20 protein-coding genes are annotated in these 25,753 nt (G+C 71.0%); 9 read left to right on the top strand and 11 right to left on the bottom strand.

Annotation, left to right across the window (positions count from 1 at the left end; all coding sequences use genetic code 11):
* The gene (locus C4V41_RS29365) at nt 1-1,167 is read left to right on the top strand and encodes a lipid-transfer protein (protein ID WP_103959178.1); all 1,167 of its coding nucleotides are present in this window, start codon (nt 1-3) and stop codon (nt 1,165-1,167) included.
* Here C4V41_RS29365 and C4V41_RS65415 read toward each other — a convergent pair.
* Nucleotides 1,164-1,289, bottom strand: coding sequence for a hypothetical protein (locus tag C4V41_RS65415; RefSeq protein ID WP_268808681.1), 126 nt, complete (start codon nt 1,287-1,289; stop codon nt 1,164-1,166). The genes C4V41_RS29365 and C4V41_RS65415 overlap by 4 nt on opposite strands.
* Nucleotides 1,290-1,395: 106 nt before the next feature.
* Here C4V41_RS65415 and C4V41_RS29360 point away from each other — a divergent pair, with 106 nt between their 5' ends.
* Complete coding sequence (locus C4V41_RS29360) at nt 1,396-2,277, top strand: sigma-70 family RNA polymerase sigma factor (protein ID WP_103959177.1); 882 nt, start codon at nt 1,396-1,398, stop codon at nt 2,275-2,277.
* A 21-nt stretch (nt 2,278-2,298) separates the two neighbouring features.
* Here C4V41_RS29360 and C4V41_RS29355 read toward each other — a convergent pair whose 3' ends face one another.
* Nucleotides 2,299-3,966 carry an RNA polymerase sigma factor gene (locus tag C4V41_RS29355; RefSeq protein ID WP_146103819.1) on the bottom strand — a complete coding sequence of 556 codons (1,668 nt, stop codon included), beginning with the start codon at nt 3,964-3,966 and terminating at the stop codon, nt 2,299-2,301.
* A gap of 294 nt (nt 3,967-4,260) precedes the next feature.
* On the opposite strand from C4V41_RS29355, the gene C4V41_RS29350 reads away from it, so the two are divergent.
* Genes C4V41_RS29350 through C4V41_RS29330 form a run of 5 tightly spaced genes read left to right on the top strand, consistent with a single transcriptional unit; the run spans nt 4,261 to nt 8,211 of the window.
* The gene (locus tag C4V41_RS29350; RefSeq protein ID WP_103959175.1) at nt 4,261-5,316 is read left to right on the top strand and encodes an ABC transporter ATP-binding protein; all 1,056 of its coding nucleotides are present in this window, start codon (nt 4,261-4,263) and stop codon (nt 5,314-5,316) included.
* On the top strand, nt 5,309-5,989 hold the full coding sequence (locus C4V41_RS29345) for an ABC transporter permease (protein ID WP_103959174.1): 681 nt from the start codon (nt 5,309-5,311) through the stop codon (nt 5,987-5,989). Before C4V41_RS29350 ends, C4V41_RS29345 begins: the two co-directional genes overlap by 8 nt.
* A 28-nt stretch (nt 5,990-6,017) precedes the next feature.
* Nucleotides 6,018-6,710 carry an ABC transporter permease gene (locus C4V41_RS29340; protein ID WP_103959173.1) on the top strand — a complete coding sequence of 231 codons (693 nt, stop codon included), beginning with the start codon at nt 6,018-6,020 and terminating at the stop codon, nt 6,708-6,710.
* Between the two features lie 39 nt (nt 6,711-6,749).
* Nucleotides 6,750-7,682 carry an ABC transporter substrate-binding protein gene (locus C4V41_RS29335; RefSeq protein ID WP_103959172.1) on the top strand — a complete coding sequence of 311 codons (933 nt, stop codon included), beginning with the start codon at nt 6,750-6,752 and terminating at the stop codon, nt 7,680-7,682.
* A 49-nt stretch (nt 7,683-7,731) separates the two neighbouring features.
* The gene (locus tag C4V41_RS29330; protein ID WP_200824297.1) at nt 7,732-8,211 is read left to right on the top strand and encodes a flavin reductase family protein; all 480 of its coding nucleotides are present in this window, start codon (nt 7,732-7,734) and stop codon (nt 8,209-8,211) included.
* 71 nt (nt 8,212-8,282) lie between these two features.
* Here C4V41_RS29330 and sppA read toward each other — a convergent pair whose 3' ends face one another.
* Nucleotides 8,283-9,980: a signal peptide peptidase SppA gene (sppA, locus tag C4V41_RS29325; RefSeq protein WP_103959171.1), complete on the bottom strand. Its 1,698-nt coding sequence runs from the start codon at nt 9,978-9,980 to the stop codon at nt 8,283-8,285.
* Between the two features lie 84 nt (nt 9,981-10,064).
* On the opposite strand from sppA, the gene C4V41_RS29320 reads away from it, so the two are divergent.
* On the top strand, nt 10,065-11,504 hold the full coding sequence (locus C4V41_RS29320) for an AAA family ATPase (protein ID WP_103959170.1): 1,440 nt from the start codon (nt 10,065-10,067) through the stop codon (nt 11,502-11,504).
* Here C4V41_RS29320 and C4V41_RS29315 read toward each other — a convergent pair.
* Nucleotides 11,495-12,499, bottom strand: a complete 1,005-nt coding sequence (locus tag C4V41_RS29315) for an NAD(P)-dependent alcohol dehydrogenase (RefSeq protein WP_103959169.1) — start codon at nt 12,497-12,499, stop codon at nt 11,495-11,497. The two genes, C4V41_RS29320 and C4V41_RS29315, sit on opposite strands and share 10 nt — an antisense overlap.
* Nucleotides 12,500-12,655: 156 nt before the next feature.
* Between C4V41_RS29315 and C4V41_RS29310 the strand changes: the two genes are divergently transcribed.
* On the top strand, nt 12,656-13,381 hold the full coding sequence (locus C4V41_RS29310; protein WP_103959168.1) for a DUF2306 domain-containing protein: 726 nt from the start codon (nt 12,656-12,658) through the stop codon (nt 13,379-13,381).
* On the opposite strand, the gene C4V41_RS29305 is transcribed toward C4V41_RS29310, so the two are convergent.
* From C4V41_RS29305 to C4V41_RS29275, 7 genes are all read right to left on the bottom strand, one after another.
* On the bottom strand, nt 13,271-13,957 hold the full coding sequence (locus tag C4V41_RS29305) for a response regulator (protein WP_103959167.1): 687 nt from the start codon (nt 13,955-13,957) through the stop codon (nt 13,271-13,273). The genes C4V41_RS29310 and C4V41_RS29305 overlap by 111 nt on opposite strands.
* Complete coding sequence (locus C4V41_RS29300; RefSeq protein WP_103959166.1) at nt 13,954-15,093, bottom strand: sensor histidine kinase; 1,140 nt, start codon at nt 15,091-15,093, stop codon at nt 13,954-13,956. The genes C4V41_RS29305 and C4V41_RS29300 overlap by 4 nt, the downstream gene beginning before the upstream one ends.
* An 83-nt stretch (nt 15,094-15,176) precedes the next feature.
* Nucleotides 15,177-16,532: a S8 family peptidase gene (locus C4V41_RS29295; protein WP_103959165.1), complete on the bottom strand. Its 1,356-nt coding sequence runs from the start codon at nt 16,530-16,532 to the stop codon at nt 15,177-15,179.
* A gap of 177 nt (nt 16,533-16,709) precedes the next feature.
* The gene (locus C4V41_RS29290) at nt 16,710-18,101 is read right to left on the bottom strand and encodes a S8 family peptidase (protein ID WP_160150421.1); all 1,392 of its coding nucleotides are present in this window, start codon (nt 18,099-18,101) and stop codon (nt 16,710-16,712) included.
* 194 nt (nt 18,102-18,295) lie between these two features.
* On the bottom strand, nt 18,296-20,215 hold the full coding sequence (locus tag C4V41_RS29285; protein WP_146103818.1) for a S8 family peptidase: 1,920 nt from the start codon (nt 20,213-20,215) through the stop codon (nt 18,296-18,298).
* Nucleotides 20,216-20,312: 97 nt separating this feature from the next.
* Nucleotides 20,313-22,475: a 1,4-alpha-glucan branching protein GlgB gene (glgB, locus tag C4V41_RS29280; RefSeq protein WP_103959162.1), complete on the bottom strand. Its 2,163-nt coding sequence runs from the start codon at nt 22,473-22,475 to the stop codon at nt 20,313-20,315.
* 118 nt (nt 22,476-22,593) lie between these two features.
* On the bottom strand, nt 22,594-25,686 hold the full coding sequence (locus C4V41_RS29275) for a BTAD domain-containing putative transcriptional regulator (RefSeq protein WP_103959161.1): 3,093 nt from the start codon (nt 25,684-25,686) through the stop codon (nt 22,594-22,596).
* Nucleotides 25,687-25,753 lie beyond the last annotated feature (67 nt).

The following is a 25,753-nucleotide window of genomic DNA, read 5'->3' as shown; positions in this document are numbered from 1 at the left end:
GTGTCACTCCCGCGCACGGCCATCGCCGGCATCGGCGCCACCGAGTTCAGCAAGAAGTCAGGACGCTCCGAGCTGCGACTCGCCGCCGAGGCGGTGCTGGCGGCGCTGGACGACGCCGGACTGTCGCCCGGCGACGTGGACGGCATGGTCACCTACAGCCAGGACTCCAACCAGGAGATCGCCGTGGCCAGGGAGGCGGGCATCGGCGATCTGACGTTCTTCTCCAGGGTCGAGTACGGCGGCGGCGCGGCCTGCGGCACCGTCGCGCACGCGGCCATGGCCGTGGCCACCGGCATGGCGGACACGGTGGTCTGCTACCGCGCCTTCAACGAGCGCTCGGGCCGCCGCTTCGGCCAGCCGAACTCCCGGCTGACCGGCGAGCCCACCTCGCAGGGTCTGGAGATGAGCTGGCACGTGCCGTACGGGCTGATGACGCCCGCCGCCTGGGTGGCCATGTTCGCCCGGCGCTACATGCACGTCTACGACGCCACCTCCGAGGACTTCGGCCGGGTCGCGGTCGCCATGCGCAGGCACGCGGCCACCAACCCGGCCGCCTGGTTCTACCGGCGGCCCATCACGCTGGAGGAGCACCAGGCCTCCCGGTGGATCGTGGAGCCGCTGCACCTGCTCGACTGCTGCCAGGAGAGCGACGGCGCGGTGGCTCTGGTGGTGACCTCCGCCGAACGCGCCCGCGACCTGCGCAGATCACCCGCGGTGATCACAGCGGCGGCCCAGGGCTCGGCGTCCGGCCAGATGATGATGACCAGCTACTACCGCGATGACATGAGCGGACTGCCGGAGATGTCCGTCGTCGGCCGCCGCCTCTACGAGAGATCGAGGCTGACCCCCGCCGACATTCAGACGGCCATCCTGTACGACCACTTCACCCCGTTCGTCCTGGCCCAGTTGGAGGAGCTCGGCTTCTGCGGCCGCGGTGAGGCCCCCGGCTTCCTCAAGGACGGCGGTATCGAGCTGGACGGCCGCCTGCCCGTCAACCCGCACGGTGGCCAGCTCGGGGAGGCCTACATCCACGGCATGAACGGCATCGCCGAGGCCGTGCGCCAGATCAGGGGCACGGCCGCCAACCAGCTCACCGGCGTCACCAACGTCCTGGTGACGGCCGGCACCGGCGTGCCGACGAGCGGGCTGATCCTTTCGGCCGACTAGGGCTGCCAGGCGCCGGCCACCTGGCGGGTGGCGGCCTCGGTCAGGGCGCTCTTCTTCAGGCCACCGCCCTTGATCGGCCGCTGGAGCGCCTGCAACGCCCGCATGGCACCGGGCAGGACCATGCGGGCCGACCCATGCGTGCTTCCACCTTTTCCTGCATGAGATCGTCACATCGACCTGGTTCGTGAGGTCAGTGCTATGACGTGAGCCGACGAAGGAATGTGACAGATGGACGAGAACGAATCCCTGACCGGTGTCTTCGAGGCGCACCGCGGTCAGTTGCGCGCTGTCGCGTACCGGATGCTCGGCTCGGTGAGCGAGGCCGACGACGCGGTGCAGGAGGCGTGGATCAGGCTCGACCGCACCGACACGGGCGACGTGCGCAACATGGGCGGCTGGCTCACCACCGTCGTGGCCCGCATCTGTCTCAACATGCTGCGCTCCCGCCAGAGCCGGGGCGAGGAGCCGCTGGAGGAGCGGATGCCCGACCCGGTGGTCGGCGTCGCCGGCGGGGCCGATCCGGAGAACGAGACGCTCATGGCGGACTCGGTGGGGCTCGCGCTGCTGGTGGTGCTGCAGACGCTGGAGCCGACGGAGCGGCTGGCGTTCGTGCTGCACGACATGTTCGCCGTGCCCTTCGACGAGATCGCCCCCATCATCGACCGTACGCCGGCCGCCACCCGGCAGATCGCCAGCCGGGCCCGCCGCCGGGTGCGCGGCGCGGCCGTCGAGCCGGACACGGACCTGTCGCGGCAGTGGGAGGTCGTGGAGGCGTTCCTGGCGGCCTCCCGCGACGGTGACTTCGAGGCGCTGGTGGCGGTGCTGCACCCTGATGTCGTGCTCAGGACCGACTCCGGTCCCATGGCGTGGAGCGAGCTGCGCGGGGCGCTCACGGTGGCCAAGCAGGCGCTCATGTTCCGGCGGATGGCCGGGTTCGCGGCGCTGGTGCCGGTCAACGGCACGGCGGGCATGGTGAGCACGAAGGACGGACGGGTGCTGGCGGTCGGGGCGCTCACGGTCGCCGACGGCAGGATCGCGGCCATCGACATCCTGGCCGACCCGGCCCGCCTGGACCGGTACGACGCCGGGACCCTGACCGGCCGGGCATAGCGCGCCGGCCGGTCGGGCCCGTCAGCCGTTGAAGATCGGCATCGAGAAGAACACGATCATCGCGATCGCCACGCAGATCAGGAACCCGATCAGCTCCCAGGCCCAGTCGTAGTGGCGGTCCTTGCGGCGGCGTACTTTCTGGGGGCGCCGCGTCACCTCGGGGCGGCGCTTCGGCACGGGCCTGGCGCGCACCGGGCGCGGGGCCAGGAAGGAGTCGGTCGCCTGGCCCACCGGCTCGTCCGGCGGCTCCATGATGGCGATCTCGTCGTCCAGCTCCGGCAGCCGGTAGACCGGCTCGGCGGGCTTCGCCGGCTTCGCGGGCTTGGCCGGTTTCGCCGCCTTGGCGGGCTTGGGGGCCCTGGGCGGCTTGGGCGGCTGCGCGTAGCGGGGCCGGAACAGCGGCGCCGTCGACTCACGGGACGCCTGGGGCCGGGCCTCAGGGCGCGGCCGGACCGGGGACACCGGCGGTGGCTCGGGCCGCGGCTGATACGCGGCGGGGGCCTGGGGCGGGGGCGTCCGCGGCTGGAAGGCCCAGGACGTCTCCTGCTGAGGCTCGGAACGGGGGTCGGGGCGCGGCTCCGGCTCAGGGAACGGGCGGGGCGGGCCTCGGTGGACCAGGACGTCGCCCGTCATGTACGGGTCGGGCGCGTCGTAAGGCAGGATCACGTCGCCCGTCGCGAACGGCTCGGCCCCCGAAGGGTCCGGCTCGGACATGAAGAACGGCCGCTCCTGCGGCTTTCCAGAATCCTGGGGCTCCTCGTAGGACGGCGGAGCGCCCAGCGGAGCCTTGCGAGCGAATGGATCGGACCCGGATAAAGCGTCACTCAGTGGTACCGAGGAACCGAGCGGGTCCCTCCGCCTGGCGGCGGAGCCGAGCGGGTCTCTCAACGGCATGGACGAGTCCAGGTGGTCGCGGAATTTGGGCATCGGAGCCGTGGTCGCATCGTGAGGGGCGACCCGCGACGGGCTTGGCGGGGTCATGAGTTCGGCGGGGAAGATGACCGTGCTGGTGGCCGGGTCTGCCTCGGCCAGCGGCTGCGGCCAGATCGGCGGGCTGGGCCAGCGCGGCTTGACGAACAACGGCGCGGGAGGCGCCGTACGGGAACCCGCGAAGTGAATGCGCAGCGCGGCGGGCGGCTGCGGCCAGGGCAGGCGGCCGAGAACATCGCGCAGCGGCGCGATGCCCAGCGCGCCGTAGATGTCGGCCACCGGCTTGGGCACCCGGACGCCGGTCGAGGCCAGCTCCGTGCCCAGAGACTGCCTGAAGCGCTCGGCCGCCCCCACCAACAGCTCTTCGGCGGTGTCGGTGGCGACGTCGAGCACCCAGGCCAGCTCGGTCATGTCCAGCCCGCACACCGCGCACAGCATCAGCACCTCGCGCTGATGCGGCCGCAGGTCGCGCAGAGAGCGCTCGACGAGGGCCGTGGCGGGGTCGATCAGCGGATCGACGGCGGGGGGTGAGTAGACGATGTCGCGCCGGTGGATCTCGCGACGGGCGAACGCGTAGAGCGCGGCGCGGGGCGGCATGGCGGCGGGGACGCTGGTGAGCACGGTCACCAGGACGTCGGACGCTGAGCCGAGGTCGCCGAGCTGATCGGCGCAGTATGCGAACAGCGCGGCGGCGTAGTGGTCGTAGAGCCCTGCGATCACATCTGCGCGGGGACGCTGATCGGTGAGCGGCATTGACACGGGGCCGGATCCTCTTGCTCTGTGCGGACGCTGAGGGGGTGAGGGGTGAGCGTCAGGAGATTGTGGAGTGTCAGGTCAGGAGTTCGTGGGGCAATCATGCCAACTCACCTTGGTCCGGCGCACTACCAGATCCATATTTCATGTGAATCTCCCAGGTCAACTGAAGCGTTTAAGACAATCCCGGGGGGACAGGGCGGGATGAATCCCCGTAGTGTGTGCTGCACAGAGATCATGCGGCGGTCGTGGCACGGGGGCTGCGGCCCTGCCACGGAAGCCTGAAGCGAGAGTTCGCGCGTGATCACATTCGACGCTGTCACCAAACGCTATCCAGACGGAACCGTCGCCGTGGACCACCTCAGCCTTGAGGCGCCCACCGGCGAGATCACCGTGTTCGTCGGACCGTCCGGCTGCGGGAAGACGACGTCCCTGCGGATGATCAACCGCATGATCGACGCCACGGAAGGGCAGATCCTCCTGGACGGCAAGCCCGTCCAGGGCATCGATCCGCCGGCCCTGCGGCGCGGCATCGGCTACGTCATCCAGCAGGCCGGTCTCTTCCCGCACCGGAAGATCATCGACAACATCGCCACCGTGCCCTACCTGCTCGGCTGGGACAAGAAGAAGGCCCGCGACCGGGCCATGGAGCTGCTGGAGCGCGTCGGGCTCGACCCGGCCTTCGCGGGGCGTTACCCGTTCCAGCTCTCCGGCGGGCAGCAGCAGCGCGTGGGCGTGGCCAGGGCGCTGGCCGCCGACCCGCCCGTGCTGCTCATGGACGAGCCGTTCAGCGCCGTCGACCCGATCGTGCGGACGAGCCTGCAGGACGAGCTGCTCCGGCTGCAGAACGAGCTGAACAAGACCATCGTGTTCGTCACCCACGACATCGACGAGGCCATCAAGCTGGGCGACCGGGTGGCGGTGCTGCGGGTGGGCGGCAAGCTGGCGCAGCTCGCCGACCCCAAGACGCTGCTGGCCGAGCCGGCCGACGACTTCGTCAGGGAGTTCCTGGGGCACGACCGGGGGATCAGGCGGCTGCAGTTCGTCTCCACGGAGGGGCTGCGGCTGCGTACGGACCTGGTGGTCCGCGAGGGCTCGGGCGGCTCTTCCGAGCCGTGGCTGCTGGTGGCGGACGAGGGCGAGCGGCCCGTCGGCTGGCTGTCGCCGGAGCGGCCGGGGAAGCTGGAGCCGTACGGAACGTTCCTGCTGGGCCGTGACTCGATGCGCTCCGCCCTCGACGCGGCGCTGCTGTCGCCCTCCGGCTGCGCGGTGGCGGTGGACGAGGAGGGCAAGGTCGTCGGCGTGGCGACCCGGGAGGCCCTGGACGAGGCGCTGGCGGAGGCCGCAGATGGGTGATGGTCCCCCTTCCCTCTGGGAGTGGGTCGGGCGCAACTGGGACACCGGCCGGGTCGACAGCATCAGGAACCTGCTCACCGACCACCTGACGATGTCCCTGGTGCCGATCCTGGTCTCGCTGGTGATCGCGCTGCCGCTCGGCCTGGCCTGCGTGCGCTTCCGCTGGCTCTACCAGCCCACCTCCGGTCTGATGAACGTGATCTACGCGCTCCCGTCGCTGCCGGTCTTCATGCTGCTGATCTCGGTGACCGGGCTGTCGCAGACCACCGTGATCATCCCGCTGACCTTCTACGGCATGGCCGTGCTGATCCCGGCCGTGGTCGACGGCCTCAACTCGGTGCCCGACCACGTGCGTCAGTCGGCCGTCGCGATGGGGTTCACGCCGCTGCGCCGGCTGCTGGCCGTCGAGCTGCCGATCGCCGTGCCGGTGGTGCTGGCCGGGCTGCGGGTGGTCGCGGTCTCCAGCATCAGCCTGGTCAGCGTGGGTGCGCTGATCGGGCAGGGCGGGCTCGGCGGGCTGTTCACGCGGGCCTACCAGAACCCGTTCATGCCGCCGGTGGTCGTCGGCATCGTGCTGATCGTGGCGCTGGCGCTGATCGCCGACGGGCTGCTGGTCCTGGCGCAGCGCCTGCTCACCCCCTGGGTACGAGCGCGAAAGGGAGTGGCGTCATGACCGCGTACGCCGGCGGGGAGGCTGTGTCGTGGACTGGCTGACCTCGTTCTTCGCCTGGCTCGGCGAGTTCTTCGGCAACGGCGAGAACTGGTCGGGCCCGAGCGGCATCCCCGCGCGCCTGCTGGAACACCTGGAGTTCTCCGGGCTGGCGCTGCTGCTGGCCGTGCTGATCGCCGTGCCGCTGGGCCTGGCGATCGGCCACACGGGGCGCGGCGAGGTGCTGGTCGTCGTCACCGCGAACCTGGCCAGGGCGCTGCCCACGCTGGGGCTGCTGGTGATGTTCGTGCTGCTGCTGGGCACCGCCTCGATCTGGCCGGTGATCATTCCCCTGGTGCTGCTGTCGGTGCCGCCGATCCTGGTGAACACCTACGAGGGCATCAAGGCCGTCGATCCCGAGCTGCGCGACGCCGCGTACGGGATGGGCCTGCGCGGCGGGCAGGTGCTCGGGCGGGTGCTGGTGCCGGTTGCGCTGCCGCTGATCCTGCTCGGCTGCCGGTTGTCGGCGATCCAGGTCGTGGCCACGACGACGGTCGCCGCGTACACCGGGCTGGGCGGTCTCGGCCGGTATGTGATCGACGGTTTCGCCACGAAGGATTACGCGAGCGTTGTCGGGGGTTCTGTACTGATTGTGCTGTTCGCGCTGGTGGTGCAGATCTTGTTCACCCTGATCCAGAGGGTGACGGTCTCTCCGGGGGTGAGCCAGCGCCTCAAGGTCCGATAGTCTCCCGTATTACCTCCCGGCTTTGAAGGGAAATAGAAGATGAGACGCAAGTACGGCATCGCGGGGGCCTTCCTCACGGCGATGCTCGCGCTGGCCGCGTGCGGTGGCGGCGGCGGCACCACCGGGGGCAACCCGCTCGACACCACATCCGCGGTCCCCAGTGGTTCGGCTTCGGGCGGGGGCGGAGGCAAGGCCGTGATCGGCTCCTTCGACTTCGACGAGAGCGTGCTGCTCGCGTCGATCTACGCCCAGGCATTGGAGGCCAAGGGCGTACAGGTCGAGGAGAAGCCGCGCATCGGCAGCCGCGAGGCCGTCTACGACCAGGTCAAGGGCGGTGGGCTGACCATCGTGCCGGAGTACAACGGCAACCTGCTCGCCTTCATCGACCTGAAGGCCACCGCCGCGACCACGGAAGAGGTCAACGCGACGCTGAAGGAGAAGCTGCCGGCCGAGCTCGAAGTGCTCGACTCCTCGCCCGCCGAGGACAAGGACAGCCTGTCGGTCTCCAAGGACACCCAGACCAAGCAGTCGCTGACCTCGATCGAGGACCTGGCCAAGGTCTCCAAGACCATGGTCGTCGGCGGGCCGCCCGAGTTCAAGAAGCGGTGGGAGGCGCGGTTCAAGGAGGTCTACGGCCTGGAGTTCAAGGAGTGGAAGCCCACCGGGCCGACCACCGCCGACGCGCTCAAGGACGGCACGATCCAGGTCGGCAACGTGTTCACCACCGACCCGAAGATGACCGCCAACAACCTGGTGGCCCTGGAAGACCCCAAGAACATCTTCCCCGCCCAGAACGTGCTCCCGCTGCTGCACAAGGCGTCGGCGAACGACACGATCAGGACGACGCTCAACGGCGTCTCGGCGAAGCTGACCACCGAGTCGCTGCTGTCGATGATGCAGAAGATCTCCGTCAACAAGGACGAGCCCGCGGTCGTGGCCAAGGAATGGCTGACCAGCAACGGCTTGGGCTGATGGTGGAATCTCCGCTTTCCGCGAGGACCCCTTCCCGGGGGTTCTCGCGGTGAGCGAGTTCACGGAGGCGATGGCGCAGCTCGCGGCCGGCGTGGCGGTGGTGACCGTACGCGACGGGCGCGACGACCTCGGCACCACGGTGTCGGCGCTGATGTCCGTCTCCCTGGAGCCCCCGCTGGTGCTGGTCAGCCTGGCCAGCCGGGGCTACCTCAACGAGGTCCTGCTCCGGCAGGACCGCTGGGCGGCCTCCCTGCTGTCGTCGGGCCAGGCCGCCATCGCCAGCCGCTTCGCCACCGCGGGCCGGCCCAGCGCCCGCCTCCTGGTGGCCGGGGTTCCGCACCATCGGGGCGCGCGGACGGAGGCCCTGGTGGTGGAGGACGGGGTGGCCGCCATCGAGGCCGAGACCACCAAGGTGGTCCCGGCCGGCGATCACACCCTCTTCATCGCCACGGTCCTGTCCGTCGCGTACGTCAACCCGTCAGTCCAGCCTCTGGTACGACTCCGCGCCCGCTACCGCCCCATGGCCTAGCGTCGGTTTCGGTACGTGCTGAAGCGCCACATGCCCTTTTGGGCCGAAGCGCGGCGGAGCGGGAGACGGGCCTAGCGGATGGTGTACCACTCCGGCAGGATCAGCGGCCCGGCCGCGGGCAGTCCCAGCTCGGCCGACAGGCGCGCCAGCGGACCCCAGGAGTCCAGCCGGACCCGCGCCAGCGCGGCCGACTTGTCCTCGCTCGACTCCGGCCCGCGCAGGCGCTCCAGCGGGTTGAGCCGCGGAAAGGTGCGCACGGGCGCCTCGTCGCCCAGCCCGGCCCGCTTCCTGGCCAGCGCCAGCGCGTCCTCCAGGCCGCCCAGCTCGTCGACCAGGCCGTTGGCGTGGGCGTCGGCGCCGGTCCAGACGCGGCCGCGGGCCAGCTCGTGGGCCCGCTCCCTGGTCAGGTCGCGGCTGTCGGCGACCTTGCCCACGAAGTCATCGTAGATTCGGTCGAGCCAGGCGTTGATGCGCTCCCATTGTTCGGGGGAGAAGCTGCGGGACGTGGAAAACATCCCGGCATTAACCCCTTCAGCCACCAGTTCCGAATTTATCCCCAATTTGTCGAGCAATTCGGAAAAGACGGGCTTGCCGCCGTACACGCCGATGGAACCGGTCAGCGTGCCCGGCTGCGCCATGATCACATCGGCGGCCATCGACACGAAGTAGCCGCCGGAGGCCGCCAGGTCGCCCATGGAGACGATCACCGGCTTGACCTTGCGTGTCAGGACCACCTCGCGCCAGACCGTGTCGCTGGCGACGTACGAGCCGCCGGGGCTGTCGACCCGGAAGACGACGGCCTTGACGTGCTCGTCGCGCCGGGCCGCCCGGAGCGCGGCGCTGATCGTGTCGGAGCCCATGGCCCCGCCCCCGCCGAGCGGGCTCCGGCCGCTGCGACCCGACTTGATCATGCCAGCCCCGTGCACGAGCGCGACCGCGTCGGCCATCGGGTGCGGCAGCTTGCGCACGGCGGAGGCGCGGGCGTAGCGGGAGACGTACTGCAGGTGGGCGTCGCCGCCCGCGGACCCCTTGAGCTCGTCGTAGACCTCGTCCCGGTAGGCCAGCCTGTCGACCAGCCCGGCCTCCTTCGCCTCGGCGGCGGTGAACGGCCCCTGGTCGATCAGCTCCCGCACCTTGCCCGGATCCAGCCGGCGCCCGTCGGCGATGCCGGCGATCATCGTCTCGGTGACCGACTCCACGATGCGGCCCATGGACTCGCGGTGCGGCTCGGTCATGTGGTCCTGGGTGAAGGTGTTGACGGCGGTCTTGTACTCGTGCCGCTGCCCCGCCTCGAACCCCACCCCCAGCTTCGTCAGCGCCCCCTTGAGGAAGCGCTGCTCCAGCGCCACCCCGGTCAGCCCGACATCGCCACTCGGCTGCAGATAGACCCGCTCGAAGGCGGTGGCCAGGTAGTAGGGCACGGTGCCGCCGCCGAACTCGCCGAACGACTCGGCGAAAGCCACGGTGAGCTTCCCCGACGCCCGGAAGTGGATCACCGCCTGGCGCAACTCCTGCACCATGGCCAGCCCCAGCGGCTGCCCGCCGATCTTCACGACGAGCGCCTTGACCCGTGGGTCCTGCCTGGCCCGCTTGAGCCCCGACAGCACGTCGGCCAGGCGCGTCTTGCGCATGGACAGCAGGGCGGCGAGCGGATCCGCCGGCGGGCCCTCGGTGAGGCCCTCGGTGAGATCGAGCTCGAGTACCAGCGGGGCGGTGCGCCGCTGGCGAAGCTTACCGACGGTTTCGAAGATCGCCTTGCCTGCGTCCATAGAAGCCACCCTAAGCGACACAAATCGAAATGTGTGTAGGGGTATACAGCTAAGGTGTGTAGACCTTAGCTGTATAGTTCTACTATGAAATCCGTGGTCAAACCCACTCATGTCTTCGATCGTGACCGTGAGTGGGCGGGCCTGGTCCGGTTTGCGACCTCACCGAGCCCGGATGTGCGGCTCGGCGTCGTGAGCGGCAGGCGCAGACAGGGCAAGACCTTTCTGCTCGACGCGCTCGTCCGAGAGCTCGGCGGGTTCTTCTTCACCGCCACGGACGAGACGGAGAGCGAAGCGCTGGCCAGGTTCGGCCGGGCGCTGGCCGCACGGACCGGTGGCGGCCGCTACGCGTTCGCCAACTGGGACGAGGCGCTGGAGCGGCTGTACATCGACGTCCCCGAGGGGCTCATCGTGATCGACGAGTTCCCCTACCTGAGCAAGGCCTCCCCCTCGCTGCCCTCGCTGATCCAGTTCGCCCTCGATCCCCGCGGTTACGCGAGAGGCAAGAAGTCGCGCCTGCTGCTGTGCGGCTCGGCCATGGGAGTGATGGGCCGCCTGCTGGCGGGCAACGCCCCCTTGCGGGGGAGGGCGAGCCTGGAGCTGGTGGTCAAACCGCTGGACTACCGGGCCTCCGCCAGATTCTGGGGCATCGAGGATCCCCGCCTCGCGCTGCTGGTCCATTCCATCGTGGGGGGCACCCCGGCCTATCGGCGGGAGTTCGTGGCCGGCGACGCTCCGAACTCGTTGGACGACTTCGACGACTGGGTCCTGCGTACCGTGCTCAATCCGCAGATCCCGCTCTTCCGTGAGGCCCGATACCTGCTGGCGGAGGAGACGGACATTCGCGACACGGCCATCTACCACGCGGTGCTCGGCGCCATCGCTTCGGGGAACGCCACTCGCGGCGGCATCGCCAACCACATCGGCCGCAAGTCGCCGGACATCGGTCACCCCTTGGCGGTGCTGGAGGACTCGCAACTGATCGCCCGCGAGGCGGACGCGTTCAGGAAGGGCAAGTCCGTCTTCCACATCCGCGAGCCGCTGATCGTCTTCTACGAGGCGGTGATGCGCCGTGAGTGGACACGGCTGGAGCGCGGCATGCCCGAAGCCGCGTGGCACGACTCACGTGCCACGTTTCTGTCCCAGGTCGTCGGGCCCCACTTCGAGAGCGTCTGCAGGGAGTGGGCGATGTCCGCCGACGCCGAGGTGTTCGGCGAACTGCCCGGTGAGGTGGCGTCCGGTACGGTGGCCGACCCCCACAACCGGACACAGATCGAGGTGGACGTGGCGGTGCTCGCGCGGGAGGAGCATGGCCGGCCGCGGCGGGTGTTGTCCCTGGGAGAGGTCAAATGGGACAAGGTCATGGCCACCGGGCACGTGGAGCGGCTGCGGCGGGCCCGGGACCTGCTGTCGGTGAAGGGTTATGACACCAGCCGGACGGTGCTCGCCTGCTACAGCGGCGCCGGCTTCCAGGCGGACATCCCCGGGGACGTCCGGCTGGTCGGCATCGAGGAGCTCTACGCCTGAGAGGCCGGTCGGAAGGTGATGACGACCTTGCCCGCCGCGTGGCCTTCCTCCTGGTAGCGCATGGCCTCGGGCAGGTCCTCGAACGCGTACGTGCTGTCGATGACCGGGGTGAGCCGGCCGGCCTCGATGAGTTCGGTCAGGGCCAGCAGGTTGCGCCGGTTCTCCTTGCAGCCGATCACGTCGGCCAGCCGGATCTTCTGGGAGACGAACGGGGCCCTGGCCAAGGCGGCGAACACGGCGCCCGCCGGTTGGAGCCAGCGGCTGGGGGAGCCGCCGACCAGGACGTAGGCGCCCTTGCGCGTCAGGGCGCGGCGGCACTCCGCGAAGCGGCGGTCGCCCGCGACGTACAGGAGGACGTCGTAGCGGGAGCCGGTGCGGGTGAAGTCCTCCTTGGTGTAGTCGACGACCTCGTCCGCGCCGAGTGAGCGCATCAGGTCCAGGTTGCGGGTGCCGCACACGGCCGTGACGTGGGCCCCGTACGCCTTGGCGAGCTGGACGGCGAACGTGCCCACCCCGCCCGAGGCGCCGTTGACCAGCACTTTGTCGCCGGGGCGGACGCGGGCCTGGTCGCGCAGGGCGATCAGGGCGGTGTTGGCGGCCAGGGGCACCGCCGCGGCCTGCTCGAACGTCAGGTTCCCGGGTTTCGGGGCCAGCTCGGTCTCCGGGACGCAGGCGTACTCGCCGAAACCGCCGCCCTTGGGCATGGCGTACACCGCGTCGCCGGGGGAGAAGCGCGTCACGCCGTTGCCGACCGCCTCGACCTCGCCGGACAGGTCGGCGCCCAGGATCTTGATCTTGGGGCCGCGCAGGCCGGGGCCGCCGGCCATCAGGCGGGCGACGCGGGGCTCGCCGCGCATGAGATGCCAGTCCCAGGGCTGGACGGAGGTGGCACGCACCCGTACCAGCACCTCGCCGGGGCCGGGGGACGGCTTGGGGATGTCGGTGAGCTCCAGGGCGTCGGGTGAGCCGTACGAGCGTAGGACGAAGGCTTTCATGGTGTTCTCCTCCAGAGCGGCGGGGCTTCAGTTTGAGCGGGCTCCGGGCGGCGGCATAACAGCCGAAAGTACGACCTCTTGCCTGGCTTATCGGCTGGTGGAGGTCCGGCCGTTGTGCGGATGAGTCTTCAGCAAGGCGTCGGCACGATCGGCGGTATGAAGACGTGGGCAGGCCGGCTCGTACCGGCCGGGTTGATCGCGCTGAGCGCCGTCCCGCTGCTGGCCGGGGGCATCCGGCTGAACGAGCTGGCCGGGGGCGCGGAGGTCACGGCCGCGAACGCGCGGTTCTTCGCGGCGCCCCTTCCCGTGGTGGCGCACATCGCCGCCGTCACCCTCTACACCGTTCTGGGAGCCTTCCAGTTCGCGCCCCGGTTCCGGCGGCGCCGGCCGCGCTGGCATCGGGCCGCCGGGCGCGTGCTGGTCGCCGCCGGGCTGGTGACGGCGCTGTCGGGGATCTGGATGACGCTGTTCTCCGCCCTGCCCGCCGGGGACGACGGCCTGCTGACCGTGTTCCGGCTCGGGTTCGGGACGGCGATGGTGGTCTCGATCGTGCTGGGGTTCGTGGCGATCAGGCGCGGGGACGTGCGGCGGCATCGGGCCTGGATGACGCGGGCGTACGCGATCGGGCTGGGCGCCGGGTCGCAGTTCGTCGTCCAGCTCGTCTGGTACGTGGCCGCCGGCGCGCCGAACCACTTGGGGAGGGCGCTGCTCCTGGGGGCCGGGTGGACGGTCAACGTGGTGGTGGCCGAATGGATCATCCGCCGGCGGGGGTCAGGCTTTCAGCCGGTTGGTCTCGTAGGCCCACATGGCGATCTCGACCCGGTTCCTGACGCCCAGCTTGGTCATCAGGCTGGCGATGTGGCTCTTGACCGTGCTGAGTGAGATGTGCAGCTCGGCGGCGATCTCGCTGTTGGTCCGGCCGCGCGCCACGGTGGCGAGGATCTGCTCCTCCCGGTAGGTGAGGGACTCGATCGGCTGGGCCGGCGGCCCCGACGGGCCCGCGCCGGCGAAGGCGGACAGCAGCCGGGCGGTGATGCTCGGCGCGATCAGCGCGTCACCGTTGGCGGCGGCGCGGACGGCCTGGGCGAGCAGGTCCGGGCCCGCGTCCTTGAGCAGGAAGCCCCTGGCACCGGCCCGCAACGCGGCGTAGACGTACTCGTCGAGGTCGAACGTGGTGATCACGACGACGGCGATGGGCTGGTCGACGTCGGGGCCGGCGAGCCGGCGGGTGGCCTCGATGCCGTCGCAGCGCGGCATGCGGATGTCGAACAGGCACACGTCGGGCCGCAGGCGGCGGGCGAGCTCCACGGCCCGCTGCCCGTCGGCGGCCTCGCCGACGACCTCGATGCCCGGCTGGGCGTCGAGGATCATCCGCAGGCCGGTCCTCGCGATCTCCTGGTCGTCCGCGACGATCACCCGGATGCCGGTGTCGGTCGTCGAAAGGCCGGTGTCGGTCATGTGGTGACTCCCGTGCGGGGCAGTACGGCGGTTACGGTCCAGCCTCGGCCGGGGTTCGGGCCGGCCTCGCACGTGCCGCCGAGCAGGCCGGCGCGTTCGATCATGCCGATGAGCCCGTACCCGGGAATCGCGGCGGGGCGGGAGGCGGTGCTGTCGCCGTCGTCGCTCACCCGCAGGCGCACGGTGGTGTCGTCCGCGGCCACGCGGACCTCGATGCGGGTGGCGTGCCGGGCGTGCCGCCTGGCGTTGGTGACCGACTCCTGCGCGATGCGGTAGAGCGCGGCCCCGACCGTGGGCGGCAGGGCGGCGAGGTCGCCGGCGAGCTCGACGTCCACGGACGGCCCCTCGCGGCCCTGGACCGCGAGCTGTTCGAGGTCGGCGACGTGCGGGCTGGGTGCCAGCTCGGGGGGTTCGTCCCGGCGCAGGAGGCGGACCATGGCGCGCATCTCGGTGAGTGTGCGCGACGCCTCGGCCTCGATCACGCGCAGTGCCTCGACGGCGGCGTCGGGGCGCGTCACCGCGGTCGCGATGCCGGCCTGGGCGCGGATCGCCATCGCCGAGACGTGGTGGGCGACGGTGTCGTGCAGGTCGCGGGCGAGCTGTTCGCGTTCGAGCAGCTTGACCTGGTCGAGCTCGCGCATCCTGGCCCTGGCCCGGTAACGGAAGGTGCCGCCCAGGGCGATCGCCGCGAACACGACGGTGTACGCGCCGACGACGTCGGAGAGCACGAGGAGGCTGGAGAACGCCGCGACGAGCACCGCCCCGGCGATCAGCGCCACCCCGGCGGCCGCCTCCCGGCCGGATCCCCAGCGCGACAGCGAATAGAGGATCAGCAGCATGTACGCCAGCGAGCCCATCTCCGCCGGGTCGGCGCCCGTCGAAAGCTGGATCAGGCCGGTGACCACGACGGGGATGGTGAGGACGAGCAGCGGCCTGGTACGCCGCCACAACAGCGTCGGCAGCATGACCAGCGAATAGATCATCGACAACGGCCACCACTGGAGATCCTGCCGCAGGAACCCCTCCAGCAGGATGGCCGGCGTGAGCACGCCCACGAGCGCCCAGTCACGCCAGACCCGGCGAGGGGCGTCAGGGGGCCGGGGCTCGTCCCACACGGAGCGCAGAAGGCCGTGCACGTCATCATGGTACGAGGACAAGACCGACAAATGGAGCGGGCCCGCCCAGCGTCGCTGGACGGGCCCGATGCTAGCAGGACTTGCTAGAGGTTGCGGATCGCCGAACGGACGTCAATGCGCCGGTTCGTGACGTTGGCGCCGCCGCTCGGGTAGGTGATCACCTTGCCCGTGCTCTTCAGCGCGTTCACCAGCGTGTCCACCGTGGCGGTGGCGTTGCGCTGGTGCATCAGGGCGATGGCGCCCGCGACGTGCGGGGTGGCCATCGACGTGCCGTTCAGGGTCGCGTAGCCGTTGCCCGCGATGGCCGCGGTGATCGACACGCCCGGAGCGAACACGTCGAGCAGCGTGCCGCGGTTCGAGAAGGACGCCACCGCGTCCTGCTTGTCCGTGGCGCCCACGGCCACCGTGGTCGAGACACAGGCCGGCCAGGACACCCCGGCGGTGAAGCCGTTGTTGCCCGAGGCCACCACGGTCGCGGTGCCCTTGGCGATCAGCTTGTCGACCTCGGCCTTGAAGTCGGCGCCGTCGGTCGTGTCACAGTTGGTGCTGTACTGGCCGCCGCCCAGGCTCAGGTTCACCGAGGCGATGTTGAGCGTGTCGGCCAGGGACTCCACGTAGGCCATGCCGGCCAGGATCGAGGAGTCGTAGGCCAGGACGCAGACCGGACGGCCACCGCAGTAGAGCGTGTTCTCGAAGCGGCTGAACACCTGCACCGGAACGATCTTGGCCTGGGGCGCGACACCGTTGGCCGCGAAGTCGGCGGTTGCCTGGCCGGCCGCGATGCCCGCCACGTGGGTGCCGTGGTAGCACAGGCCGTACTGCGGCTGCGGCGCGTCCTCGGTGCAACCGGCCGTGTCGGAGCTGGCGGAGCCGGCGCCGATCTGGGCCTGAGTGCCGTTCGCGCACAGCGGCGTGGAACCGTCCAGCGGGTCGGCGGACGAGAAGCACGCCTCGCCCGTGATCCGAGTGCCGAAGGCGGGGTGGTCGCCGTCGATGCCGGTGTCCAGGATCGCGACCGCGGTGCCCGCGCCGGAGTAGCCCAGCTCCTGCACCTTGTCGGCGCCGATCAGGGGGACGCTCTGGACCAGGGTCGGCTCGTTGACCTTGTCCCTGCGGATCGAGACGACGTCCGACTCGGCGGCGATCTTCTCGAGCTCCGCCCGCGTGCCGCGGTAGACGAAGAAGTTCAGCTTGTCAGCCATCTCGGCGGACGGCTGCGCGACGACGTTCCTGCCCTGCTTGATCTCTTCCGCGCTCGTCTGCACGGACTTCACCTGAGCGGCTTCACGCACGCGGACGATGGCACGGTGCTCGCCGGTCGCCGTGATCGCGGGGTCGATCTTGGACTCGGGCTCGGCGGCGAGGGCGGGTGTGGCGATCAGCGCGGCCGACGTGGCGGCTAACGCGATGGCGCCGGCCAGCAGAGACGACAGTCTCAACCTGTTCCTCCGGTGATTCCAGGGGTTGGTGTCAGCAGAAGTGTAGTTATCGGACAACTGATGTCAGAGGGGGCAGAGTGGACCGTTATAACTTCTTGTTGTGGTAGGCGCCGTTATCGTTTCGTCATACGAAAGGCCGGGCCACCGGCCCGGCCTTTCAAGCGATCAGAGTGCTGGTCAAGTCCGTGGCGCCGGCGCGGCGCGGGTGGCGGTGGTGGCACGTTCCATGTCGATCCGCGCCGTGATCGTCGGCGTGCCGCCGGCGTCCACCTGGATGGGCCTGCCGGTGTCCCGCAGCCGCTGCAGGCTCTGCGCGACCGTGAAGTCCGGATACGCCTGCCGCATCAGCGCGAACGCCCCCGCCACGTGCGGCGCGGACATCGAGGTGCCGCTCTTCTCGCCATAGCCGTCGTCGGGCACCGAGGCGTTGATGCCCACCCCCGGCGCGAACAGGTCCAGCAGTGGCCCCCGGTTGGTGAACGAGGCCAGCGCGTCACTGTCGTCCGTGGCCCCCACCGTGACGGCCGTGGAGATGCAGGCGGGGGAGGAGACGCCGTTCTCGAAGCCGTTGTTGCCGGCCGCGACCACGGGAGCCACGCCCAGGCTCGCCAGCGTGTCGAACTCCGGCTTGACCGCCGCGGCGCTGGGGTCGGCGTCGCACGCCTCGACGAACGGGCCGCCGCCGCCCAGGCTCATGTTCACCGCCGCGACGTTGAACGTCCTGACGACCCGCGACACGTACTCCAGCGCCAGCTTCTGGTCGGAGGTGTAGCTGAGGAAGCAGGGCGCCCTGCTCCCGCCGATCGCGCACGTGAGCGGGTTGTCGATGCGGCTGAAGACCTGGATCGGCAGGATCCGGGCGGCGGGGGCGACGCCGTTCGCCGGCGCGCCCGTGGCCATCCTGCCCGCCGCGATGCCGGCCACGTGGGAGCCGTGCGAGCAGGCGTTCGCGGTGTTGACGACGCACTGCGCGGTCTCGGCGTCGGCCGCGCCCGCGCCCGTCTGGCTGGGCTGGTTGTTCGGGCAGAGCGAGACGCTGCCGTCGCTGGCGTCGGAGGAGGAGAAGCACGCCTCGTCCGCGATCCGGCCGCTGAAGAACGGATGGTCGCGGTCGATCCCCGTGTCGAGGACGGCGACCGTGGTGCCCGCACCGGTCCAGCCGGCCTGGTTGGCCTGGACGGAGCGGATCAGCGCGGTGCTGGCGTCGAGAAAGGGCATGCGCAGCTCGTCCTTGTAGACGGACTGGACGCGGGCGTCCTTCTTGAGCTTGTCCAGCGTCAGGCCGTCGACCTCGGCGACGAAGAAGTGCGGCGACTGCGCGGCCTCCAGCACCCGGGCCCCGTCGGAGGCCTGTTCGAGGTCGCTGGCCACATCCTGGACGTTCTGGCCTGGCTTGAGCTGGATGATCGAACGCACTCTGGTCTTCGCCGCGATCTCCGTGACGAGTGCGGGGCTGATGATCGGGTCGCCGGTGTCGGTGGTGTCGGCTTGGAGCGCCGGAGCCGCACTGAGCACGGCGGACGTCACGGCCAGCGTTGTGGCGCAGGCCAGGAGAGACCGTAGCCTCACATTTCCTCCCGGAGGCTGGAGCCGTGAAGCATCCATTGGGCTCCCGGCTTGCGTACAGCCGCATACATCCCCACGTGCGACAACTGTGATGTCAGTGACGTATGTGACCCAGGGAAACGTTGGAGGCTTTTTTACATTTAAGCGGCAGAAGAGAAAAGGCCGGTCGTGAGCGACCGGCCTTTTCGGATATTTAGCTATTTAACGGTCTTCAGGACGTTCTTCGTCGCCTTCTTCAGCGCCGCCGTGGAGGGCTTGCTGCTCATCCGCACCTTCTCGGCGGCGGTGAGCGTCGTGGTGCCGTTCGTGCCGCGCGCCCAGTTGAGCCAGCCCGTCAGCAGCGCGCTGTCGAGCTTCTTCTTGCCGGCCTTGCCGCCCTTCAGCACCCGGTACGCCGTACCCAGCGACGACGCCTTCGTCAGCTCGGGGAACACCTTGCTCGACTTGCTGATCAGCTTCAGGTAGCAGGTGAGCGTGGCGTCCGGGATCGTGCCGGTGCTGCGGTGGATCTCCACGGCCCACTTCTTGGCCGACAGCTTCTTGGCCTCCGTGCCGCGCGTGCAGACCGTGGCCGTGTTCGGGGTCGGCGACGGTGTCGGCGTCACGGTCACCGTGACCGTCACCGTGAGCGTGGGCAGCGGGACCGGGCTGGTGGACGACGTGGGCCGGGGGTCGGGGTCGGGCTCCGGGGTGGGGCCGCTGCCGTCGCCGGGGTCGGGCACGGGTTCGGTGTCGTCCGTCGGGTCCGGGTTCGGGACCTGCGTGATGGGCGGCTGCGGCGCCGCTCCGGCCAGGGCCGCCGCCAGGTCCAGGCGCGGCGTGGTGACCTGGGCGCCGTTGGCGTCGTACACGTACGGGCGGCCGGTGGTCTTGAGCGTGTTGACCAGGTCCGCCATCGGGGTGGTCGGCGAGGCCGCCTTCATCAGCGCCAGCGCGCCCGCCACGTGCGGCGTCGCCATCGAGGTGCCACTGTAGGTGGTCGTGGCGTTGTCCGGCACCGACGACACGATGTCCACGCCCGGCGCGAACAGGTCCACCAGCGCCCCGCGGTTGGAGAAGTCGGCCAGCCCGTCGGAGTTGTCGTTCGCCCCGACGGCCACCGCCGTGGAGATGCAGGCCGGGTACGACACCCCTTCGTAGAACTCGTTCCCCGCAGCGACCACGGTCGCGGTGCCCTTGGCCAGCAGGGCGTCGATCTTCGGCTTGAAGATCGCCGCGTCCGAGGTGGTGTCGCAGTCGTCCTCGAACAGCAGGCCGCCCAGGCTCAGGTTCACCGCGGCGACCGGCTGCTCCAGCGCGGTCACGTAGTCCATGGCCTGCCGCAGCGACGACTCGTACGCCAGCAGGCACGTCGGCTCGCCACAGGTGTCCTCGTCGTTGACCCGGCTGAACACCTGCACCGCCACGATGTTCGCGCCCGGCGCCACGCCTCCGCTGCCGGCCGCGATGCCCGCGACGTGGGTGCCGTGGTCGCACAGGTTCACGCCGCCCTCGACGCACTTGGCGGTGGTGGCGTCGGCGGCGTTGTCGCCGATCTGCTGCGGCCGGCCGTTCGCGCAGAGCGACTCGACGCCGGGCTCCACGGCGGAGAAGCACGCCTGGGCGATGATCCGGTTGCCGAACCACGGGTGGTCGGGGTCGATGCCGGTGTCGAGCACGGCCACGGCCTGCCCGGCGCCGGTGTGGTTGGCCGCGTGCGCCTTGTCGGCGCCGATCAGGGCGAGGTTGGGGCTGACGTCGGCGGGCGCGTACGTCCTGTCGCGGTGGATCGAGGAGACCCGCGGGTCCTCGGCCAGCTTGGCCAGCTCCTCCGCGGTGCCCTCCACGACCATGAACGACTGGCTCTGCGGCTGCAGCACCACGTCCACGCTCTCGGCGGCCGCCCGCCCCGCCACGGGGGCGTTCTGCGCGGGATCGGTCAGCTCGACGATGGCCCGCTCGGTGCCGCCGTCGACGCCTAAGCCCTCCTCGACCTTGGCCTGGGGGTCCCCGGTCGCCGGCGCGGTCTGGGACACGCTGGGCGAGGGGGTGGGCGTGGGATCGTCGGCGTGGGCCGGAGCCGATAACGGCAGCAGTAGCAGCGCGATCGAGCTCACGATCAGGGGGCGAAGTCGCACGCGTCCTCCGAGGGTGATGATCTCGGAGTTTAGGGCGATTTGCCCTATGCGCACAGGCCCCCTGGCCGTTTCTCACCGAACTTTCAGCGGGCGCACCTCAATCGTTCAGCGTGTTCCCCTCATGGGTGAGCCAGACGGCGCCGAGGGGCGGCACGCGCAGCGTCCCTGAATGGGGGAGCCCGTGCCACGGCTCGTCGCCGGCCTCGACCGTGCCCAGGTTGCCCACGCCGCTGCCCCAGTAGTCGTAGGCGTCGGTGTTGACGATCTCCGTCCAGTCGCCCGCGTAGGGGAGCCCGAGCCGGTAGTTCTCGTGCGGCCCGCCGCTGAAGTTGACCACGCACGCCACCGCCGACCCGTCATCGGCGTAGCGGACGAAGGAGAAGGTGTTGCCGGAGGCGTCGTCGGCGTCGATCCACCGGAACCCCTCGGGTTTGGCGTCCTGCTCCCACAGCGCGGGGGTCTCGCGGTAGACGCGGTTGAGGTCGCGTACGAGCCGCTGCACGCCCTGGTGACCGTCGAACTCCAGCACCCACCAGTCGAGCCCGCGCTCCTCCGACCACTCCGAGCCTTGGCCGAACTCGCCGCCCATGAACAGCAACTGCTTGCCCGGATGCGCCCACATGAACGCCAGCAACGCCCTGAGCTGCGCGAACCGCTGCCATTCGTCGCCCGGCATCTTGCCCAGCAGCGAGCCCTTGCCGTGCACGACCTCGTCGTGCGACAGGGGCAGCACGTAGTGCTCCGAGTACGCGTACAGCAGCGAGAACGTCATCTTGTGGTGGTGGTACTGCCGAAAGACCGGCTCGTGGCGCAGGTATTCGAGCGTGTCGTGCATCCAGCCCATGTTCCACTTGAACCCGAACCCGAGCCCGCCCAGGTGCACGGGCCGCGACACGCCCGGCCAGGCGGTCGACTCCTCGGCCACGGTCGAGATGCCGGGCGCCTCCCGGTAGCAGACGGAGTTCATCTCCTTGATGAACTCGACCGCGTCGAGGTTCTCCCTGCCGCCGTAGACGTTGGGCGTCCACTCGCCCTCGCGCCGCGAGTAGTCCAGGTAGAGCATCGAGGCCACCGCGTCCACCCGCAGCCCGTCGACGTGGAACTCGCGCAGCCAGTAGAGCGCGTTGGCGACCAGGAAGTTGCGCACCTCCCGGCGGCCGAAGTCGAAGACGTAGGTGCCCCAGTCGGGGTGCTCGCCCCTGGCCGGGTCGGCGTGTTCGTAGAGCGGCGTGCCGTCGAAGCGCGCCAGCGCCCAGTCGTCCATCGGGAAGTGGGCCGGCACCCAGTCGAGCACCACGCCGATGCCGCGCTGGTGCAGGCGGTCCACGAAGTGCCGGAACTCGTCGGGCGTGCCGAACCTGGCCGTCGGCGCGTAGTAGGAGGTCACCTGGTAGCCCCACGAGCCGCCGAACGGGTGCTCGGCCACCGGCAGCAGCTCGACGTGCGTGAACCCCATGTCGGCGACGTACTCGGAGAGCTGGTCGGCCAGCTCCAGATAGGACAGGCCCGGCCGCCACGACCCCAGGTGCACCTCGTAGGTGCTCATCGGCCCGCTCTGCGGCTGCCGCGTGGGCCGCTCGGCCATCCACGCGTCGTCGGCCCACGTGTAGTCGGACCGGTCCACCACGGAGGCCGTCAGCGGCGGCACCTCGGTCCGCCTGGCCATCGGGTCGGCCTTGTCGCGCCACACCCCGTCGGCGCCCAGGATCTGGTACTTGTACCGCTCGCCCGGCCCCAGCCCCGGCACGAACAGCTCCCACACCCCGGAACGGCCCAGCGAGCGCATCGGGTAGGCGGTGCCGTCCCAGTGGTTGAAGTCGCCGACGACCCTGATGCCGCGCGCGTTGGGCGCCCAGACGGAGAACGCGGTGCCGTCGACGTCCTGGTGCTCCATGACGCGGGCGCCGAGCGCCTCCCAGAGCCGTTCGTGGCGCCCCTCGCCGATGAGGTGCAGGTCCACTTCGCCGAGCGTGGGCCAGTGCCGATAGGGGTCGCGCAGCTCGTACGGCTCCGCGCCGGTGTACGTGACCCGCAGCGTGTAGTCGGGCACCTTGTCCAGCCCCGGGACCATGACCTCGAACACCCCGTGGGCCTGGTGCTTCATGTCGTGGGCGGTGCCGTCGTCGAGCACCACCCGCACCCGTTCGGCCATCGGGCGGAGCGTCCTGAAGACCACCCCGCCGGACACGGGGTGTGCTCCGAGCACGGAATGCGGATCGTGGTGCGCCCCACCCGCGAGGCGGTCGAGCTCTGTCCTCATCGGCATGCTCCCAACACTGCCCTATGGTGACCGTCCATCTCAGGCACTGCCCGCTTTCACCGAGACAATCACAGAAAGTGCAAAATCCCGGGTTCATCACAAGATGTTGCCGGGTGGCTTAACCGATCTTTGGCCCGATGTTGGCCTGCCGGAGGGCGTCGTCCAGGGAGAGGGCGGCGCCGCGCGACATGGCCGCCGCGAACCCGTCCCGTCCGCTCACTCTGGCCGTGATCCGGTCGACGTCGCCCCGTTCGCCGGGCGGCAGCGGCGCACCCACGGATTCCCTCAGGGCGGCGGCCTGGCCCAGCAGCAGCCCGGCCTCCTCATGCCGCCCCTCCAGGGCCCGCGCACCCGCCAGCCCCTCCAGCGCCAGCGCGATGGCCCGCGGATCACCGACCCTGCGGGCCGATGCCAAAGCCTCCGACTGCAGCTCCAGGGCCCCGGACGCGTCGCCGCGCTGCTCGGCGACGAACCCCAGCTCGGCCAGGATCAGCGCGGCGCCGGGATCACCCGCCACGTCCCTGACCCAGTCGAGCCACTCCCGCAGCCGCCGCTCGGCCTCCTCCAGCCGCCCCTGCCGCCGCGCCCCCAGCGCCAGGCCCAGCTCGGCGAACTCCTCGGCGGGACGGTTCGACTGGGCGACCGCCAGCCGTCTGGCCCGCTCGTGGTAGTCGTCGGCCCGCGCGTGGTCGCCGGTCAGCATGGCGATCCGGCCCAGCCGGGACAGCGCGTCGGACACCGCGCTCCACAGCCCGAGCTCCTCCGCCATCGCCAGCCCCTCCACCCGCAGGGCGGCGGCCCGCTCGTAGTCGCCGACGATCTCGGCCAGCGTGCTCAGGTTCTCCGAGGCCCGCATCTCGCCCCACCGGTCGCCGAGCTCCCTGAACAGCGCCAGCCCCTGCTCACCGTCCCGCCGCAGCGCCGCCAGGTCGCCGCGCATGGCCGCGTACCTGGCCAGGACGTTCAGCGCGGCCGCCGTGCCCCACCGGTCGCCCAGTTCCCTGAACGTGGCCAGCGCCGTCTCGACCAGCGCCCGGCTGGCCGACAGGTCGTCATAACCGAACAGGGCGAACCCGACGAACCACCGCGCCCTGGCCCGCTCCAGCGGCCCGTCAATGGCCTCGTACACCGTCGGGTCGGGAATCCGCGGCACCCCGGCCAGCATCCGAAGCCCGGCCGACCACGCCAGAGCCTGCCCCCGAGCCGACCTCTGCCCGGTGTCCTGGAGGGACAGGGCCGCCTCGAAGGCCCGCTGACCCTCGCCGAGCCTGCCGCGCAGCACCCAGTACCAGGCCATCGCGTTCACCAGCCGCAGCGCCTCGGCCGGGGCCTTCGCATGGATCGCCGTCTCCAGCGCCGCACGGAGGTTCGCGGCCTCGGCGTCCAGCAGGGCGAGCGCCTGCCGCTGCCCGGCTCCGCGCAGGGAAGGCTCCACCCGTTCGGCCAGGTCCGCGTAGTGGCGCAGGTGCCGCAGCCGCAGGCCGTCCAACTCGCCCGCCTCCGCCAGCCGCTCCTGACAGTAGACCGAGACCGACTCCAGCAACCGATAGCGCGGGCCGGGCGCCCGTACCACCAAGGAGCGGTCCACCAGGCGGGCCAGCGTGTCGAGCACGTCCACGCCCGCCTCCGCGCAGACCTCCTCGGCCGCCTCCAGCGTGCAGCCGTCGGCGTGGACGGCGAGTCGCCGCAGCACCACCCGCTCGTCCGCGCCGAGCAGCTCCCAGCTCCAGTCGATCATCGCCCGCAACGTCTGCTGCCTGGCCGGAGCCCCGCGCAGCCCGGAGGCGAGCAGCCGGAACCGGTCGTCCAGCCGGTCGGCGAGCTGGCGCGGGGTCAGCGCCCGCATCCTCGTGGCGGCCAGCTCCAGCGCGAGCGGAATGCCGTCCAGCCGCTCACAGATCTCCGCGACGGCGACGGCGGTGTCCCCGTCGGTGCGCGGTGGGAGATCGGCTCGCTTCGCGAACAGCTCCATCGCCGCCGCCCGGCCCAGCGGGGGGACGGTCCAGAGGCGCTCGCCCTCGATCCGCAGCGACTCCTGCCCGGTGGCCAGCACGCGCAGGCCCGGCGCGGCCCGCAGGAGCCGGGCGGTCAGTTCGGCGACCTGGTCCACCACGTGCTCGCAGTTGTCCAGCACCAGCAGCGTGCGCCCGGCCTGGAGCGCGGCGGGCAGCCGCGCCATGATGTCGGCGGGGACGTCGTCGCGCAGGCCCAGCACGCCCGCGATCACCTCGGCCACCTCCACCACCGGCGTCCCGGCCCGCAGGGCGGCCAGTTCCACCAGCCACACCCCGCCGTCGAAGCCCTCCAGCCCGGCCGCCGCGGCCAGCGCCAGCCGGGTCTTGCCCACGCCTCCGGGACCGGTGAGCGTGACGAGCCGGTCGGCGCGCAGCAGCGCGCGCACCTCGGTCACCGCCTCGTCCCGCCCGACCAGGCCGGTCAGCGGCGCGGGCAGGTTGGTGCGCGGCCGGGCGGGCGCGTCCAGGGCCGGGTCCTGCTCCAGGATCGCCTGGTGCAGCGCCGTCAGCTCGGGCCCCGGATCCAGCCCGAGCTCCTCGGCCAGCCGACGCCGCAGGTCCCCGTACGCGGCCAGCGCCTCGCTCTGCCGCCCCGACCGATAGAGAGCGCGTACGTACAGCGCCCGCAGCCGCTCCCGCAGCGGATGCCCGGCCACCAGCTCGGCCAGCTCGGCGGCGACCAGCCCGTGCTCGCCCAGCCCCAGCCGCGCGTCGGCCAGCTCCTCCGCCGCCACCAGCCGCTGCTCGTCCAGCCGGGCCACCGCCGCCCTGGCGAACGGCTCGTCGGCGAACTCCGCGTACGCGCCCCCGCGCCACAACCCCAGCGCCTCCCGCAGCAACGCGGCCCGCGCCCCGGGATCGTCGCTGCCCTGGGCCCGCCCGAGCAGCGCCTCGAACAGGTGCGCGTCCACGGACTCGGGCGCCACGCGCAGCACGTACCCGGGCGCCTGGTACACCACCAGCTCCCGCCCGCCCAGCACCCGGCGCAACTGCGACACCTTGACCCGCAGCGCGGCCAGGGCGTTCGCGGGCGGCCGGCCACCCCAGAGGTCCTCGATCAGCCGGTCGGCGGAGACGGGCCGCCCGGCGTGGATCAGCAGATCGGCGAGGAGCGCCCGGACCTTGACCTCGACCACCTGGACCGGCCGCCCGTCCGGCCCCCACACGGCCAGCGGCCCCAGCACCCCGAACCGCATCCGCCCCCCCATAAGCACGTCCGAATCAGACCATAACCGCCGCCCAGCAGGGTGAACGCATCACCTC

This window comes from Nonomuraea solani (assembly GCF_900108335.1).
GTDB classification, from domain to species: domain Bacteria; phylum Actinomycetota; class Actinomycetes; order Streptosporangiales; family Streptosporangiaceae; genus Nonomuraea; species Nonomuraea solani.
This window is presented reverse-complemented; position numbering and strand designations above follow the sequence as displayed.